This window comes from Paenibacillus pabuli NBRC 13638, assembly GCF_001514495.1.
GTDB lineage: Bacteria > Bacillota > Bacilli > Paenibacillales > Paenibacillaceae > Paenibacillus > Paenibacillus pabuli.
Map to the genome: position 1 here is coordinate 142,468 of NZ_BCNM01000014.1, position 17,420 is coordinate 159,887.

Sequence of the window (17,420 nt, forward strand, 5' to 3'; positions counted from 1 at the left end):
CCCCATTCTAGCCAAGTTGAAAAGAAAAATGCGGTGTGTAAAAAAATGTTGTAATTTTTCAGGATTTTTACAATATACATCGTTTCAATAGCCCCGCATTGCGTTAAGTATGTACTACACTGCACAAATATTTTGGGAGGGAAACGATTATGTTTAAGAAAGATTGCATCGCTATGCTGTTGGCGGGAGGAGAAGGGAAAAGATTAAACCCTTTAACCTCAAGTATCGCAAAACCCGCTGTACCGTTTGGCGGGCACTACCGGATCATCGATTTTCCTCTCAGCAACTGCGTAAACTCAGGTATCGACACTGTAGGTGTACTAACGCAGTATCAAGCTGATTCACTACATGATCACATTGGTGGAGGAGAACCGTGGGGCCTCGAAACGTCAAAAGAGGCAGGAATTTCCTTACTTCCATCTTATCATACAGGAAATGACGAATACTTGGGAACTGCGGACGCAATTTATAAAAATATTGACTATATTGATCAACAAAACCCCGAAAATGTTCTAATTTTGTCGGGTGATCATATCTACCATATGAATTACCGTGAGATGCTGGAAGCTCATAAAGCGAATGAAGCGGCAGCCACCATTTCGGTTATGGAGGTTCCATGGGATGAAGCTCATCGTTTCGGTATTATGGCAGCGGACGCCAATTCGCGTGTGACCGAGTTTGCGGAGAAACCGGCCGAACCGAAAAGCAACTTGGCTTCCATGGGGATTTATATGTTCAAATGGGATTATCTGAAGCGTCACCTGATTGAAGATGCTGCAAACCCCGAATCCAGCCATGATTTTGGTAAAGATGTGATTCCTCAGATGCTGAACGAAAATACACCTCTCTTCGTCTACAACTTTAATGGGTATTGGAAGGATGTAGGTACGGTGAAGAGTCTCTGGGATGCACATATGGACTTGCTTCATAACGATGAGGACTGGAGCTTGCAAAAAGAAGAATGGCCCATGTTTACCCGTGATTGGAGAACTAAACCAAGTGCATACAAAGCACGTAATACGCGAGCAGAACTTCTTGCGTCCATGGTTCATGAATCCTGCGCCATTGAAGGCCGAGCCGAACGATCTGTTATTTTCTGCGGGGCTGAGGTCGGCAAAGGTTCAGAGGTTAAAGACAGCGTAATTATGCCAAATGCACGAGTAGGTCGCGGGGTTCATATCGAACGTGCCATCATTGGTGAAGGTGCCATCATTAAAGACGGTGCCATCGTCAAAGGCACTGCAGATGAAATTGTGGTAGTAGGACCCAATGAGATTGTCTCTGCCAAACCGGCAGTGCGTACCCAACCCGTTCGTATGCTTAAAGAAGTGTATGAGAAAAGCGGGCGCCTGCGCGCTGGAGAACTTTCCTCATAAGGATAAAGAAAAGGCGGGCCGATATGGCTCGCCTTTTTGGTGCTCTTATTCAGATGAGGAATCCTTTAGCGTTTCAGAATCACTTTTCTGTTTTGAAGCTTCACCCACGCCCTCTTCTTCAGGTAGTGCTGGTAAGGCAACTGTCACAGTGGTTCCTGATCCCAGTTCACTCTGTATCGTGATGGTACCTTCATGCAATTCAACCAGTTCCTGGGTAATGGCAAGTCCCAGCCCTGTTCCCCCATTCTGATGATTCACTTGGAAGAAACGGTCCCGTACTTTAATGAGATGTTCCTCACTGATTCCGATACCCGTATCCTGAACAGCAGCTATAATCTGCCCGTTCTCTTCTTTGACAGAAAGGAAAATCCACGAATTTTCATGAGAGAATTTAATGGCATTATCAACCAGATTAAGAAAAACCTGTTTGAGTCTGTTTCCATCTCCAAATACATTAAATGCACGATCTTCATCGGTATCCAGCTTAAGATGTACTTGTTTTTGCTCTGCTTTGGCCCATACATTAAGCATCGTTTCCTGTACAATCTCCCGAATACTGACCGTTCCTTTTACTAACTTCATTTGATTTTGTTGTAACTTGGAGAAATCGAGCATTTCTTCAACAAGTCCGATTAGACGCTCGGTTTCTTTAGAAATAATACTCATTCCAATTCTTGTTTCATCCGGATCATATCCACCGGAATCCAGCGTCTCACTCCACCCTTTTATACTGGTCAGAGGTGTCCGCAATTCATGAGAGATGGAGGAAATAAAATCATCCTTGATCTGGTTACTGCGCACAATTTCATGAGCCATGAAATTTAGGGTGGATGCGAGCTCGCCAAGTTCATGCTTGTAATTCCCCTTAACTCTGACATCCAGCCGTCCTCTCGCCATTTGAGCCGATACGGCTGTGATATTATTGAGGGGACGTACAATGGAGTTCGCCATTCCAATACTAATAATTAAGACAATAACCAGGACGGCTACACCTACCGCTACTGCGAGTAGCCCCATAACCAGAAGCTTGGAATTAACCATATCAAGTGAGGTGAGATACCTTACAATATACGTATTTTCACCACCCAAATCCAACTTATGGGACACCGCCATGACTTGCTCACCTGTAACGGGCTGCCTTCCTACCCAGCGTCCAATGCTCCCATTCATAGCCTGCGAGATATCGCTCGTTTGGAGAACGGCATGCTCCGACTCAAAAGCGGTAGAACTAGCGAGGACACGACCTTCCATATCAAGGATTTGCAGCTCCGTACTATCCAATTGAAGATTTGCAAGTAAATACGATAGATTATTAGCTTCATCCGTACGGGATAATGTTTCTTTAAAATCATTTGTCGAAGTAATCTGCTGATTAATTGTATTGTAAATACTCTCATAATAATATCTTTGTACTGCAATTAAAAAAACGAATTCCACCAACAGCAGAGCCAGAAACACTACAATAAAATAATGTAATACGATCTGCCGGGTAATGCCTTTTTTGATCATTGATCCCGGCCCTTCCATTTGTACCCGTGACCCCATACAGTCTGAAGGTATTCAGGTTCGGAAGGATTGTTCTCAATTTTCTGACGCAGGCGTCGGATGTTAACGTCCACGATTTTTGGATCGCCCATGTACTCCTTGCCCCAGACGTGATCCAGCAGCACATCCCGGCTTAAAGGTGTATTTTCTTTTTCAAGGAAAAATTGAATCAGTGAAAATTCTGTTGGTGTTAATTCGATTAATTCGTTCTGTTTCTTAAATTGTTTGGAGATTAGATCAAGTGAGAACGGCCCTGACTGGAACGTTACCTTGGCAGCCGTCTCCCGATGTACATTCACCCGGCGCAGCAACGATTGAATACGTGCAATCAGCTCTGTAGGACTAAAGGGCTTACTTACGTGATCGTCCGCTCCGACAGATAACGCATACACCTTATCTTGCTCCTGTACTTTTGCTGTCAGGAAAATAATACCTAGACGTTCATTCGTTTCACGAATGCGTCGGCACACTTCAAAACCGTCAATGCCTGGGACCATAACATCCAGCAAAGCCAAGTCAATATCTGGAACAGTTTGCAAAATACGAAGCGCTTCATGTCCATCTCCTGCTTCAAGCACTTCAAATCCGTTTCTTTTCAAATTAATAACAATAAAACTGCGAATGGATTCTTCATCCTCAAGAATAAGTACTTTACTCATGTAGTTCTTCCTTTCTATTCAAATGCGACATATTATCCAATAATCCACCATCATTATTCGCAGATTGTGCGCCACGATAAGCGATCACTTGATCATTCGACTTGGTAATCTCTTTCCACCCTTTTCCTTTGTCCTGTTCCCACTGAGTAAGGGTGAAATATTTAATCTCTCCTACGGTTTCATCCGTATCAATCATTTTAAATCGGATATATTTTTCTTTTTCTGATTTGGTGTCAATTGTGATTTTTCCGAACCATTCCGCTTTTAGATTGAGGTGGAATGCATTCGCATCATCACGGTATTGGAAGGACACAAAATCTTTCCCATCCTTGCCATTCCATTGATAGAAGGTATAAAACCACATCCGGGCATCAAACACATAATGTTCCCAGCCCCTTGGCGATTCCTTCAAACCAAATTCAATAATACCATCATTATTAAAATCACCGCTTAAAATTTTGTCATCTCTATAGGTTTGATCAGGAGAATTGAACGCATTCACCAATTTATTGTCCTTCACATACACAATCTGTGTAAAAGTACTTCGATCATCTAATTCAGCATCCAACACAATACCCACTTTATCTTTAGCTATTTGACCGCCAAGTGCGTTATAAAATTCTTTTACTGTATAATCGGTCTGTACGCGGTCCACTTCCTTGAAACTGCCATCATCATACTGATACAAGGCAAGGGATGCAAATCCGCTGGTATTAAGTGATACGATGGCAAAATCATTCTTCTTGTCTCCATTTAAATCCAAAGGATTCCCTTGTAAATCATCAATGATCAACTGATTATAGGGTACTCCACCCATTACCTGTTCTAGGGCCCCTCCTTTGTAGGAATAGGCCATTAAGGCTTTCTGAGCTTCCAGGCTTACCCCCAGAACGATATCTGGATTGCCATCATTCGTAATATCCAGCAATTTAAATGATTGTAATGTATTACCCGGGACGTCGAAAGTCAGCTTTTTCACCCAAGTATCACTCTGCTCTTCGAGAATCATCCCATGAATTCGGACATTCTCACTCGGTGTTTCATAGAAAACAATAGCTTCTCGGGTCCCGTCCCCATTTAGATCTGCCACTCGAATCATGCTTGTATTGTTCATGTCCTTGGGACGAATCAATTTGCTCTCAGGAGGTTGTTCTTTTTGTACAATTGTAAGCAATCTCTCCTTGTCCATCGACATCATGGGTTGTTTCATCAGTAACTTGGGATCGCTAAGAACAGTACATCCGCTAAGGACTGAACCAAGCAGGATACTTACTGCTCCACCTGCCAACAGCCGTCCCCACCGTGAATTAAGCAAATTCATCACTCTTTTCAATAGTTTAAATCATATTTTTTTCTTGCTGTGTCAATCGACGTCCTCTTATGTCAAAAACAATCTTGCCTTCCGATAGCCCCCAGATGCGGGTGGCATGTTTCTCTGCCAGTTCAATCGGCAATACCGCAATTACAGTAGCCCGTTCCTCTTCGCACAATTTGCGCAGCGTCTCCAGAACAGCATCAGCGGTATGAGGATCAAGACCCACGACAGGCTCGTCCGCCAAGACAACTTTGGCACCATGTGCAAGCGCACGGGCAATGGCAACACGCTGCTTCTCACCACCACTGAGCTTCTCTGCCGTCTGGTGCGCTTTATCCAGTAATCCCAATCCCTCCAGATAATCCATAGCGCCCATATAATCATCGGAACGTACCATGCCCGTTACCATTCTCCACAAAGGGGTCTGACCCGACCGACCGATCAATACATTTTTCAAAGCAGTACGTCTCGGGTACAATTGCGGATTCTGTTCCAAGTATGCCCATTCCCGTTTAATTTTCCGTTTTCCGGACCAGCCCTCTTTCAAAATCTCGGCTCCGTCCACCGTAAATCGGCCGCCATCCCATTTCTCCATCATGGCAAGGCATTTAAGCAGCATGCTTTTTCCGCTCCCGCTGGAACCGACTACTGCAATCATTTCTCCCTGCTGCATATCAAATTGAATATCCCGCAGAACCGGAACCCGGTCCGCTCCTACGGATTTGCTTAAGCCTTCCACTCTGATCATCGCGATGTCTCCTCTTGTCCATGTTTTTCCCTAACTACTAGTGTACTCGGAAATGGACATCAATTTCCATGCGAACACCAGCTTCTATTTTAACACAGATTCAAGCTTAGGTTTACGACGAAATAATACACCTGCTGCACCAAAAAGAAGATACATGAACCCTAGCAAAGTAAACATGCTTCCCGGTGAGATCCAATTGATGACTTGGCCACCCAGGTTCGGTCCAATAATGCTTCCAATCGTAAAATGAAACGAAGCCACCACATTCGCTGCAGGCAGAAGCGCTTTAGGAAGAATATCTGCGGCATAGGCCAGGCCAAGCGAGAAAAACGATCCTACCAACCCACCAGCTATCGTTAGCAGCACTAGTGTCCACCAGAAATGCGTGCCTGCCACGGGAACTAGCATGAAGACGATGCCGCCCGTTATACCGGCAAACATCAACGTCTTCTTTCGACCGTACCGGTCACTTAACATGCCAAGAGGTAATTGAAGAAACAGTCCACCGATTCCGACGAACGGCAGTAATGAAGATATCTGATTGGCATCGAATCCAATACGCAGTCCGTAAACAGGGAAGTTGCTGTTCATCCCGGCTTCCATGTATCCATACAATAAAGCAGGCAATAACGCATACCATGCCCAAGCCAGACTTCGACGGAAACGACGTTCAGGCAGCTGGCCATGTTCTGTTTTTTCGGGCTTTGTATCGGGAAGCTTCATTAATACGAGGATGAGTACCGCCGCCATACAAACAAATAATACCCAGAACGGAACAGCATCACCAAAGCCGAGCAGTTTGATTCCCAATGGCCCAATGCTGAATCCGAGTCCATAGGACATGCCGTATAGAGAAATGTATCGTCCCCGTTTCTCGGGTGCCGTAACCAGGAGAACCCATAATTGTGCAGCATAATGAAGTGCACTGTCACCGATTCCGACGACCAGACGTAAAATGAACCAGATTTTGATATCCGGAAAATAAGGAAACAAAATGAGGGGAATCATGACAAATAACAAGCCGCCGATAATCAGCTTTTTGAAACCGATCGCTCCCAGCAGTCGTTCAGCGACCAGGGTCATGGCAAAAGAACCAACGTATAATGCGGCAGCGTTCAATCCGTTCAAACCCGAGGAAACTCCCTTTTGCTCCAGGAAAATGGACAGCACTGGCAATAGAAGTCCCTGACTTATACCCGCTACAACAATAACGATGATCAGTATGAGATAGTTCGATGTAGAATTTGACAATTTGGTTTTAGTTAGAGATGACACGAAATTTCATTCCTCCTGCAAGCATACAAAGAAAAATCGCCATCCCTGACGACCTTTCGCATGTTATAACTATTCTGTTGATCGCGCACGGTTACACCAGGGCTTTGCCCTGGACTTGAACATTATAGTGGACAACGCCCTGCAAAACAAGCCATAATAGTACTTAAGTCGCTGCGTACATTTAGATGTGACGGGAGGATTCTGCAACATATGGCTTATCATGTTAAAATCGATGTTTCACCGATATATGAAATGCTCAACAGTTTTTTGGTATATGTAACGAAGAAATGGATTCAACATCTCGATGTCGGTCCAGAATGGATTATTGAAGTGGAAGGCAAACTAAGTTCCAATGTACGAGCTGCGCTCGCGCCTGCTTCTACTTGGCCTTTTGATGACTTTGACGTCCTGTTTGCATGGGCTGCGTACCGAGATGGCTCCACAGAAAATCGCGATTTTTTGGACATGCTTGCAGGCCAGTCAGCCGATGAGCTGTTTGCACGTGTTTCACCTCTGCTGCCCAGTCTTACCATAGAAGAATCAACTCGTATTCGGGACAGCTATGTTCCCCTGCTTCGACTCTGGGATCAGCATTACTGCCAGCATATGAGTGAGGATTATCGTATCTGGCTGGAGGAAGACGCTGAAGAGAAACGCATTTTGCTTGATAAAATGGGACCTGAATTACTCATTGAGTATGCCACTGCAGGTGTTTTGGTTGAACCAATGCCTGGGCTGGATGAGGTCATTCTATTTCCAACCGTTCACAATCGCCCCATTAATATGTACTGCTTCTACGAGGGCATGATGATTATGCAGTATCCCGTGGATGCTCCCGAAGAAGATGAGGATCAGCCGCCAACTTGTCTGCTTCGTTTCACCCATGCTCTGGCAGATCCAGAAAGACTCCGTCTGCTTCGTTACGTATCAGAGGAGCCGAAATCACTTGCTGAGATGTGTGAAGAACTAGGTAAAGACGAGGATATGGTTAAAGACCAGGTTATGGCTCTTCGCATCGCCGGTTTGCTACGAACTCATCTGCTCGGCAGCAACCGTAAAGAGAAATACAGTATCCGGCCGGATGGCGTATCTGAATTGAATATGTTCCTGGAATCCTATATTCGCATAGACATATGAACATCTGTGGACCTGCTGGCTGCAAGGAGTGAATTTTGATATGAAAAACATTAAACAACATATTATGTTTGATCTCGACGATACACTCGTGTATTGCAATAAATATTTTAACCTGGTGCTTGGTGAGTTCTTTGAGAACATGCAAGAGTGGTTTGACGGACATGCCCTGACAACCCAACAGATCCGGGAGAAACAGCTGGAAATCGATGTGACTGGAGTCAATAAATTGGGATTTGCAAGTCACCATTTCCCACAATCCCTTATTGATACGTACCGTTATTTTTCCAAGAAATTTGCTAAGCCTACCTCTCCTCAAGAAGAGTCTTATCTCACCAAACTGGGTATGAGCGTATACGACCAAGAGGTTGAACCTTATCCGCATATGGTTGAAACATTGGAAAACTTAAAATCGGCTGGACATGCTCTCTACCTGTATACAGGCGGAGAAACCGTAATTCAGCAACGGAAGATTGACCAAATGAAGCTGTCAGCATACTTTGATGACCGCATCTACATCCGGCAGCACAAGAACATTGAGGCTCTTGAAGGTATCCTCTCTACCGGACCGTTTGAACGTCGTGCAACATGGATGATTGGAAATTCACTGCGCACGGATATCATGCCAGCAGTCACAGCCGGCATCCATAGCATATATATCAAACAACCTAACGAGTGGCAATATAACATTGTGGAGCTTCAGCCCAATCCTGAGACATCGATGTATACCATTACGGCATTGGAAGAGGTACCGAAGGTTATCCATGAAAATATCCAACAGCAGCAACAAAAAAGGACCCTTTAACAAAGGGTCCTTTTACTTATATCCAGGGAAAGAATCCGGTGTGAAAGTAAGAAAATAAACAACTTCTGCTTTCATTACATGAAGCTTACGTTCCCGCCTTCAAGTCCACGACTTATACTTCTTGCCTTTCAGCAGATAGTTTACCGGTCGTCGCGTCCTGCAAAATAATACGTGCCTTTACTGTGCTTCCGTCTTTTCGTTTAAAAGACAGGACCTGCGTACTCCCCTTTTCAATCAACGCTTTCAACATCGTACTGGTAATTTTCTTGCCGACGTATTCTTTCCAAATGACAAAGCTGCAGCCTTCTTTAAATCGTGTACAGCCATAGCCTTTTTTGCCTTCAATAATCTGCCCCGTACACCCTGGAGCTGGACAAGAAGCCAGCGATTCACGGACACCCGGTTGATTTGTACTGGAAGCTTGCGTTTTGGCAGCTGCAGTCTTGATACTGCCCGTTCTCCCTGTAGTCCCTGAACCTGAAGCTTGACGTGACGCTTTCACTCCCCCGCCTGCACTCGTGCCGGGCGTCTTGGTAGACGTTGTTCCGCCACTCCGCTGGGTTCTGCCTCCCTTGCCTTTCCCCCGTCCCGTCCGTGAATCTTCGCCAAAAGCATCCGCTGGCGCTGGGGCTTGCACTCGCACCTTATCAATGATGGACATGGTGAATTTCTTGACGTTCTCCATAAACTTGTCCTGACCCGCTTCACCTTTGGAAATTTGGTATAATCTTCTTTCCCATTGGCCTGTCATCTCAGGGGAGGTTAATAAATCCACACCTGCCCGGCGGATCAATTCGATGGCTGTTCGTCCCTTCAACGTGAGTTGCATCTTTTTACCCTGCATCGTAATGTAACCCACATTCTTGAGACGTTCAATCGTTGCTGCACGAGTAGCTGGAGTACCCAGACCACTGTCTTTCATCGCATCACGCAGCTCTTCATTCTCAATCTGCTTCCCTGCGCTCTCCATCGCTTTCAGCAAGGTTCCCTCCGTATAACTCTTGGGAGGCTGTGTGGCCTTCTCTTTGAATTCACTTTTTGTACAGAGAACAGGCAACTCAGGCTGTACAGAAAATGCCTTGTCCGTCCATTCCTCGGCTTCCTCTTCTTCATTACTGTTTTTCTTCGTCTTTTTCTTGCCAGAGCCACCCTGCTCCTGATCTCCGGAGCCCAGTACCACCTTCCACCCCAGGGACAGCAGTTCTTTCACAGAAGTTTTGAACTGGTGCTTCTCAACGTCAGTGAGCACGGTATGCTGCTTATACTCGGCTGGCGGATAGAAATGGGACAAGAAACGTCTGACAATCAAATCATAGATGTTCTGCTCATCCTTGGATAACGTACCCGGCCGTTTTAACGTAGGCAAAATAGCATGGTGATCTTCCACCTTGGATGGATTACATACGCCTTTATTATTCTTGTGAACGAGTTCAGGCTTCGCTCCTTGCGCCAGTTCACTATAGGTTCCATTTTTGAGCAGATGGAGTGTTTTGTGCATTCCTTCGATGTTTTGTTCTGTAACATAGTTGGAATTGGTCCGCGGATAGGAAATGACCTTATGTTTCTCATAAAGCGCCTGCGCAATATCCAGCGTTTTCTTCGCTCCATAACCATACTTGGCATTCGCTTCTCGCTGCAAAAGGGTGAGATCATACAGCCGGTACGGATACTCCTTGGTCTGTTTTGCTTCATACTTGGTAATCCGTCCTGGCTTGCCCTTCACACTCGCAGCAATGGATTCCGCAACCGCCGGATCGGTCAACTTGTCCCCTTGACGCAGCCCTCTATACTCGACTCCCTCCTGGCGAAACCATGCGGCCACTTCATAAAAGGTCTGGGACTGGAACGCTTCAATTTCGATTTCACGATCATATATCAAGGCCAGTACGGGAGTCTGAACTCGTCCTACAGACAGCAATGCATTATGACGCGTGGTAAACGCCCGTGACGCATTCATGCCGATCAGCCAATCCGCTTCACTGCGGGCCCTGGCAGCTTGAGTTAAATTTTCAAATTCCGAGGCATCCTTCAATCCTTCGAAACCACGCTTAATACTTTCAGCCGTAAGATCTGATATCCACAAACGTTTGACGGGCTGACGCAGCTTTAGCTGCTGTTGAATCAAGGCAAAGATATACTGCCCCTCTCGCCCCGCATCACAAGCATTAACGATGGCTGACGCCCTCTTTGCCAGTTCTCCGATAATCTTCAGCTGATCTTTGGTTCTGGGATTGGGCACGATCTTGAACTGATCTGGAATGATTGGCAGATCCCCGATATTCCACCGCTTATACTTCGTATCATAGGCATCCGGTTCAGCAAGTCCCAATAGATGACCAATCGCCCAAGTGATGATATAATGCTCACCCTCCAAATAATTGCGATTGTTCTTGGCCCTTGGCTCTATGACGGCGGCAATGGTTCGGCCCATATCGGGCTTTTCCGCTATAACCAGTGTCTTCATCCGTCCATCTCTCCTCCTTCACCGCCCGAATGACGGCAAAAAGGGGCCTTCCGCCTACGGAAGCCCCTTGCTTCTGAACCTTATTATATCAGATTTTGATTGCGGGAGCATCCTCCCCAGCAGAATTAGCCCGCTTCCTGTTCATTCACAGCCCGCTTTGCCCTGCACTCTTTGCATACACCCTGAAAATCAAGCCGATGATCTGTTACAGCAAAGCCATACTGTCGCTCAATTTGTTGTTCCAGACGAAGCAAGCCGTCTTCCATAATCTCTTCTACACTACCACAATCGGTACAGATCAGATGGTGATGGTGATGTGAACCATCCGTACTTCTCAGATCGAAGCGTGCAGCACCATCTCCAAAGTTAATCTTTTCGACCACGTGAAGATCACTTAGCAGCTCAAGTGTACGATACACCGTAGCCAAGCCAATCTCCGGAAATTGTTCTTTTACCAGCAAAAATACTTCCTCTGCACTGAAATGATCCTTCTCATGCTCAAGCAATACACGTACGGTAACTTCCCGTTGCTGTGTCAATTTATATCCTTTTTCAACCAGTTGATTTTTAATGTTATAGATCTGCTCTGAAATGGATTTGCCCCGATTACTTGCCATAAGGTTGCACCTCCGAATTTAATGAATTCACGCTTCAACATGTTCAAGTCATTTTCAAGATATACTATTCGCTCGTAATTTAATCATGATTACACTCTTATTTATAATAATTATAATATAATAATAAGTCTTTATGGATTAAAAAGCAATGCTATAACGCACACTTGCAAAAGATAAATGAGAGCATTTCTCGATTTCTTATAAACAAAAACAACCCCCGCATAAACGCGAGGGTTGTCATATTACCATTTTATGAAATCCATCTTTTACATAATATGAGTGCAATACGATTATACATCGCTGAAGACTTCATTCGCTCTTTACACCAGAACTGTAGCACCCATCAAGTATTTGTCCACTTCACGGGCAGCTTCACGGCCTTCATTGATAGCCCATACAACCAGACTTTGACCACGACGCATGTCGCCTGCTGCAAATACTTTATCCACATTGGTATTATATTTGCCGTAACGGGCTTTGACGTTAGTACGACGGTCTGTTGCAAGTCCAAGCTGCTCCACCAAAGTCTGTTCTGGTCCATCAAAACCAATAGCAATCATTGCCATTTGAGCCGGGAAGACGCGCTCGGTACCCGGAATCGGCTGATAGATTTTACGTCCGGTTTCATCTACAATACGTTCAATTTGAACAGTGTGGAGTTCTTTGAGATTACCCTCGTCATCACCCACAAATTTGGTCGTCATGATGGAGAACTCACGCGGATCGTCACCGAACAATGCTTTCGCTTCTTCCTGTGCATAATCAAGAGTGTATACATTCGGGAATTGCGGCCAAGGGTTGTTAATGCGATCACGTTCCATAGGAGCCTGAGTATGTGTACCAAATTGTGTAATGCTCCGACAACCGTGGCGGAGCGATGTAGCGACACAGTCGGAACCTGTATCCCCGCCACCAATAACGATGACATCCTTGTCCTGTGCAGACAGGTAGTTTCCATCCTCCAGGTTGGAGTCCAGGTAACTTTTGATGCTGCCATTCAGGAAGTCCATAGCGTAATGCACGCCTTTCAGGTCACTGCCTTCAATGTTAAACTCACGCGGTTTAGTTGCACCACCGCACAACACAACGGCGTCATAATCGTCCACCAGCTGCTGTGCAGCAATGTCCTTCCCGATCTCCGTGTTTGTTACAAATTGAATGCCTTCTGCTTCAAGCAAATCAACACGACGCTGAACTACGTTTTTGTCCAGTTTCATGGTTGGAATGCCGTACATCAGCAAACCGCCGACACGGTCAGATCGCTCGTACACCGTTACCGTATGGCCCGCTTTGTTCAACTGAGCCGCTGTAGCCAGTCCCGCAGGGCCTGAACCAACGACTGCTACACGTTTACCCGTACGTTTCTCCGGAGGTTGAGGAACAACCCACCCTTCTTCAAAACCCTTTTCTATTATCGCTTCCTCAATGGTTTTAATCGTTACCGGCTCACCAATCAGCCCTACTGTACATGATCCTTCACAAGGAGCAGGACAGACACGACCTGTAAACTCAGGGAAATTGTTCGTTTTGTGCAGGCGATCAAGCGCCTCTCTCCATAATCCACGATACACCAGATTATTCCATTCCGGAATCAGGTTATGCACCGGGCAGCCCGACGTTCCGCCAATCATATCTATACCTGTATGGCAATACGGGGTACCACAATCCATGCATCGTGCACCTTGTGTTCTGAGCTCTTCTTCAGCCATATGTTTATGAAACTCTTCCCAATCCTTAACCCGCTCTGACGGCTCACGGTCCGCAGGCAGCTGCCGTTTGTATTCCATAAATCCAGTAGGTGTAGACATCTTACGTTTCCCCCATCCGTTCTTGTCTTAATCCCTTCATCTGCATGGTTCTATATGAAATGGATTACTCATTACTTGAGTTTTTGTATATTGTATCACAAAATCTTCTCAAAGATATTTCAATTATAGTAGCACTTTGCTTGTTGAATATTAAATGGATTATCCGCATAATTATTTGTATTTTATACATCATATCGTTCTAGTCCACCAAGGGTCAATACCCTTAATTTGGTCTTCAACCGGGTTTCGTTCGAGTAAAATAAGCGTTTGATTCCTAAACTATAAGTCAGAACGTCAATTAAATGTAAGCTAATTTATCATATAAAACCACAAACCTCCTTGTTACGCATTGCCAATTCCGAATATTCACCAAATTTTAGGGCTTTACAACGGTAAAACTTTACATTATTTATACTTTTTTACTAAAAAGCTAGTTGAGCTATGTATTATATTCGTTCGTATCGTTAATTTAACGTAAAGGTAATGTTATTTTTATGTCACCTCCATTAGAAGCTTTTTCTTTTTATAAGAAAAGACGCCGTTCACGAATAGTTCGTAAATCAGCGTCCCACATCATTCGTTCACAGCAAAATGTTCGGGTTCTGCCAGCCTATCTGTGGATCCTTTAGCGTTTTCGTTCATAGAATTCAAACGTATATGCATAAACATTTTTCTCATCTTGCTCGCCTTCAATCTGCTCCTTCAATTCCCACACTGACCAGTCCACTTCCGGGAAAAAGGTATCCCCTTCAAAATTCTCGTGAATTTTGGTCACCACCAAGCGATCTGCAAGCGGCAAAAACTCACGATAGACCTGAGAACCCCCAATGACGCAAAGTTCTTCGCCTTTAGTAACTTCCAGACCCTCTTCAATCGTATGCACCACTTCAGCCTGATTCGCTTTGTAGTTCAGATCTCTGGTTACAACAATATTCCGACGTTGTGGAAGCGGCTTGCCTCCAAAGGACTCCCATGTATTGCGTCCCATAATAATCGTTTTGTTTAACGTACGCTGCTTGAAAAAGGCCATATCTTTTGGCAAACGCCACGGAATGGAATTATTCAATCCAATGACACCATTCTCGCCCATCGCCCATACAAGTTCAATGCTCAAAGATTACACACTCCTTCAATCCGTGTTATACCGCAATCGGGGCTTTAATACCCGGATGATGCTGATAGTTCTCAAACTCAAAATCTTCAAACGTATAATCGAAAATGGAATCAGGCTTGCGTTTGATCACCAGTTTTGGCAACGCATATGGCTCACGCTCCAACTGGGTTTTCACTTGTTCCACATGGTTTGAGTAGATGTGTACATCCCCACCGGACCAGATGAACTCTCCAACTTCAAGATCGCACTGCTGGGCAATCATATGTGTGAGCAACGCATAGCTGGCAATGTTAAATGGCAGCCCGAGGAACGTATCTACAGAACGCATGGTAAGCATACACGATAGTTTACCCTCAGCCACATAAAACTGAAACGCAAAATGACATGGTGGCAGCTTCATATTGTTAATCTCCGCCACATTCCAGGCACTGACAAGGTGACGTCGTGAATCCGGGTTGTTTTTGATCGAATCAATAACCGCCGCAATTTGATCAATTTTCTCTCCATTAGGTGCTTCCCATGTACGCCACTGCGAACCATACACGGGTCCCAGGTCGCCGTTCTCATCTGCCCAATCGTCCCAGATCTTCACGCCGTTTTCCTTCAGATAGGATATATTCGTATCCCCGCTCAAAAACCACAACAGCTCATGAATAACCGATTTCAAATGGATTCGTTTGGTTGTAACAAGTGGAAAACCTTCGGAAAGATCATAGCGAAGCTGTCTACCGAATACAGACTGTGTTCCGGTTCCGGTGCGGTCTCCCTTATGAACGCCTGTGTCCAGGATATCCTGTAATAAATCGAGATAGTTTTTCAAATTATATTCTCCTCGCACTTCTTATTTCATAACAATAAAAACAAACAAGAACATTCACACAGCTTGTGTTTGCTCCAATTTGCCTTATTTGAAAGCAGCATCGACCTATGGGCCTCTATGCTGTCATATTGGTTGTTACAGTGTACCACATCGAGCCTCAGTTTGCATGATTCTTGTGCTGTAGTAGCTTCATTATTCAAGTCTTAAATACCTTCTCTCTTTAGGTGTTTCACATAAAAAAAGGACGGACAACGTTGAATCACGTTATCCATCCCTTTTTAATTTACGAATAATGCCGGACGAATCCGAAGCTTAGACGATCTTAGCGGGAAATGATGTGGATCGGGTGACCCATAACCAATTCCGCAGCTTCCATCACGATCTCGCCCAAAGTTGGGTGAGCGTGAATAGTCAGAGCCAAATCTTCCAGAGTAGCGCCCATCTCGATTGCAAGACCAAGCTCAGCAATCAGATTGGAAGCTTCCAGACCTACGATTTGGCAACCCAATACGAGGCCGCTTTCTTCGTCAGCTACGATTTTCACGAAGCCTTCAGCATGGTTCAAAGATACTGCACGGCCATTACCCGCATAAGGGAATTTGCCAGCTTTTACTTTGTAGCCTTTTTCTTTCGCTTCTTTCTCAGTGTAACCTACGCTGGAGCACTCAGGATCTGTGAACACAACTGCAGGCATACATTTGTAGTCAACTACAGATGGTTGTCCTGCGATTGCTTCAGCAGCCACTTTACCTTCATAAGAAGCTTTGTGGGCAAGTGCCAGACCAGATACGATATCACCGATTGCGAAGATGTGAGGAATGCTAGTACGGCCTTGGTGATCAACTTTGACAAATCCACGCTCGTCAACGTCTACGCCAATCAGGTCCAGACCAAGCTCTCCGTCTGTATTTGGACGACGTCCAACAGTAACGAGCAGATAATCTGCAGTTACTTCTTTGGACTCACCATTCACAGAATATTTAACAGTTACATCTTTATCCGTTTGCTCAGCACTTTCCGCTTTTGCACCCGTTACGATTTCGATGCCTGTTTTCTTCATGTTTTTAGCAACGAGGCTAGTCATGTCTTTATCGAAACCTGGCAGTACAGTATCCAAACCTTCGATGATCGTTACTTTCGCACCGAATTTGGAGTACATTTGACCAAGCTCGGCACCGATATATCCACCACCGATAACGATCATGCTTTTTGGAACTTCAGGCAAGTTCAGAGCTTCTGTCGAAGACAGAATGCGTCCGCCAAACGGGAAAGGTTTCAGCTCGATTGGACGGGAACCTGTTGCAATGATTGCATTTTTGAATTTGTAACGTGGAGACTCGTGATCATTGAATACACGAGCTTCGTTTTCGTTGATGAACATGCACTCACCGTTGAAAACTTCAACTTTGTTGCCTTTGAGCAAACCAGCTACGCCGCCAGTCATTTTCTTAACAACGCCGTTTTTGAATTCTTGAGTTTTGCTAAAGTCCACTTTTACGTTCTCAGCAGAGATACCAAAAGCTTCGCCGTGCAGTGCAGACTCATATTGGTGTGCAGCCGAGATCAGGGCTTTGGATGGAATACATCCGCGGTTCAAACAAACGCCACCCAGTTCGGATTTGTCTACGATCAATACGCTTTGGCCCAGTTGAGCAGCACGGATGGCAGCTACATAGCCACCAGGACCCGCACCAATTACTAATGTGTCGATATTGAGAGAAGCGTCGCCTACTACCATAT

General features: G+C 45.1%; 14 protein-coding genes. 3 read left to right on the forward strand and 11 right to left on the reverse strand.

The window, feature by feature from the left end; all coding sequences use genetic code 11:
• Positions 1 to 149: 149 nt before the first annotated feature.
• A complete protein-coding gene (locus tag PPA03S_RS19500; protein WP_062325357.1) occupies positions 150 to 1,376 on the forward strand; it encodes a glucose-1-phosphate adenylyltransferase in 1,227 nt (408 codons plus the stop codon).
• A 45-nt stretch (positions 1,377 to 1,421) separates the two neighbouring features.
• On the opposite strand, the gene PPA03S_RS19505 is transcribed toward PPA03S_RS19500, so the two are convergent.
• The 5 genes from PPA03S_RS19505 to PPA03S_RS19525 form a co-directional block, all read right to left on the reverse strand.
• On the reverse strand, positions 1,422 to 2,885 hold the full coding sequence (locus PPA03S_RS19505) for a sensor histidine kinase (RefSeq protein ID WP_062325360.1): 1,464 nt from the start codon (positions 2,883 to 2,885) through the stop codon (positions 1,422 to 1,424).
• A complete protein-coding gene (locus tag PPA03S_RS19510) occupies positions 2,882 to 3,580 on the reverse strand; it encodes a response regulator transcription factor (RefSeq protein ID WP_024634004.1) in 699 nt (232 codons plus the stop codon). The genes PPA03S_RS19505 and PPA03S_RS19510 overlap by 4 nt, the downstream gene beginning before the upstream one ends.
• Positions 3,573 to 4,901 (reverse strand): hypothetical protein, encoded by a 1,329-nt coding sequence (locus PPA03S_RS19515; protein ID WP_167666072.1) that lies wholly within the window; start codon positions 4,899 to 4,901, stop codon positions 3,573 to 3,575. Before PPA03S_RS19515 ends, PPA03S_RS19510 begins: the two co-directional genes overlap by 8 nt.
• Before the next feature lie 16 nt (positions 4,902 to 4,917).
• Positions 4,918 to 5,643 carry a phosphonate ABC transporter ATP-binding protein gene (locus PPA03S_RS19520; protein WP_062325364.1) on the reverse strand — a complete coding sequence of 242 codons (726 nt, stop codon included), beginning with the start codon at positions 5,641 to 5,643 and terminating at the stop codon, positions 4,918 to 4,920.
• Between the two features lie 84 nt (positions 5,644 to 5,727).
• Positions 5,728 to 6,918 carry an MFS transporter gene (locus tag PPA03S_RS19525; RefSeq protein WP_439955831.1) on the reverse strand — a complete coding sequence of 397 codons (1,191 nt, stop codon included), beginning with the start codon at positions 6,916 to 6,918 and terminating at the stop codon, positions 5,728 to 5,730.
• A 210-nt stretch (positions 6,919 to 7,128) separates the two neighbouring features.
• Here PPA03S_RS19525 and PPA03S_RS19530 point away from each other — a divergent pair, with 210 nt between their 5' ends.
• Complete coding sequence (locus PPA03S_RS19530) at positions 7,129 to 8,055, forward strand: ArsR/SmtB family transcription factor (RefSeq protein WP_062325366.1); 927 nt, start codon at positions 7,129 to 7,131, stop codon at positions 8,053 to 8,055.
• Positions 8,056 to 8,095: 40 nt separating this feature from the next.
• Positions 8,096 to 8,857: an HAD family hydrolase gene (locus PPA03S_RS19535; protein ID WP_062325368.1), complete on the forward strand. Its 762-nt coding sequence runs from the start codon at positions 8,096 to 8,098 to the stop codon at positions 8,855 to 8,857.
• A 112-nt stretch (positions 8,858 to 8,969) separates the two neighbouring features.
• Here PPA03S_RS19535 and PPA03S_RS19540 read toward each other — a convergent pair whose 3' ends face one another.
• From PPA03S_RS19540 to lpdA, 6 genes are all read right to left on the reverse strand, one after another.
• The gene (locus PPA03S_RS19540) at positions 8,970 to 11,321 is read right to left on the reverse strand and encodes a DNA topoisomerase 3 (RefSeq protein ID WP_062325370.1); all 2,352 of its coding nucleotides are present in this window, start codon (positions 11,319 to 11,321) and stop codon (positions 8,970 to 8,972) included.
• A 125-nt stretch (positions 11,322 to 11,446) separates the two neighbouring features.
• Positions 11,447 to 11,914, reverse strand: a complete 468-nt coding sequence (gene fur / locus PPA03S_RS19545; RefSeq protein ID WP_157284276.1) for a ferric iron uptake transcriptional regulator — start codon at positions 11,912 to 11,914, stop codon at positions 11,447 to 11,449.
• Between the two features lie 344 nt (positions 11,915 to 12,258).
• Entirely contained in the window at positions 12,259 to 13,746 is a 1,488-nt protein-coding gene (locus PPA03S_RS19550) for a glutamate synthase subunit beta (protein ID WP_062325373.1), read from the reverse strand.
• 625 nt (positions 13,747 to 14,371) lie between these two features.
• Positions 14,372 to 14,860 (reverse strand): dihydrofolate reductase, encoded by a 489-nt coding sequence (locus tag PPA03S_RS19555; protein ID WP_062325375.1) that lies wholly within the window; start codon positions 14,858 to 14,860, stop codon positions 14,372 to 14,374.
• Between the two features lie 25 nt (positions 14,861 to 14,885).
• Positions 14,886 to 15,680, reverse strand: coding sequence for a thymidylate synthase (gene thyA / locus PPA03S_RS19560; RefSeq protein ID WP_062325377.1), 795 nt, complete (start codon positions 15,678 to 15,680; stop codon positions 14,886 to 14,888).
• 322 nt (positions 15,681 to 16,002) lie between these two features.
• Positions 16,003 to 17,418, reverse strand: coding sequence for a dihydrolipoyl dehydrogenase (lpdA, locus tag PPA03S_RS19565; protein ID WP_024630356.1), 1,416 nt, complete (start codon positions 17,416 to 17,418; stop codon positions 16,003 to 16,005).
• Positions 17,419 to 17,420 lie beyond the last annotated feature (2 nt).

Bases quoted from the DNA above. Each gene is read 5' to 3' on its own strand.
- PPA03S_RS19500 (WP_062325357.1), top strand. From the start codon at position 150: ATGTTTAAGAAAGATTGCATCGCTATGCTGTTGGCGGGAGGAGAAGGG.
- PPA03S_RS19505 (WP_062325360.1), bottom strand. From the start codon at position 2,885: ATGATCAAAAAAGGCATTACCCGGCAGATCGTATTACATTATTTTATT.
- PPA03S_RS19510 (WP_024634004.1), bottom strand. From the start codon at position 3,580: ATGAGTAAAGTACTTATTCTTGAGGATGAAGAATCCATTCGCAGTTTT.
- PPA03S_RS19515 (WP_167666072.1), bottom strand. From the start codon at position 4,901: ATGAATTTGCTTAATTCACGGTGGGGACGGCTGTTGGCAGGTGGAGCA.
- PPA03S_RS19520 (WP_062325364.1), bottom strand. From the start codon at position 5,643: ATGATCAGAGTGGAAGGCTTAAGCAAATCCGTAGGAGCGGACCGGGTT.
- PPA03S_RS19530 (WP_062325366.1), top strand. From the start codon at position 7,129: ATGGCTTATCATGTTAAAATCGATGTTTCACCGATATATGAAATGCTC.
- PPA03S_RS19535 (WP_062325368.1), top strand. From the start codon at position 8,096: ATGAAAAACATTAAACAACATATTATGTTTGATCTCGACGATACACTC.
- PPA03S_RS19540 (WP_062325370.1), bottom strand. From the start codon at position 11,321: ATGAAGACACTGGTTATAGCGGAAAAGCCCGATATGGGCCGAACCATT.
- PPA03S_RS19550 (WP_062325373.1), bottom strand. From the start codon at position 13,746: ATGTCTACACCTACTGGATTTATGGAATACAAACGGCAGCTGCCTGCG.
- lpdA (WP_024630356.1), bottom strand. From the start codon at position 17,418: ATGGTAGTAGGCGACGCTTCTCTCAATATCGACACATTAGTAATTGGT.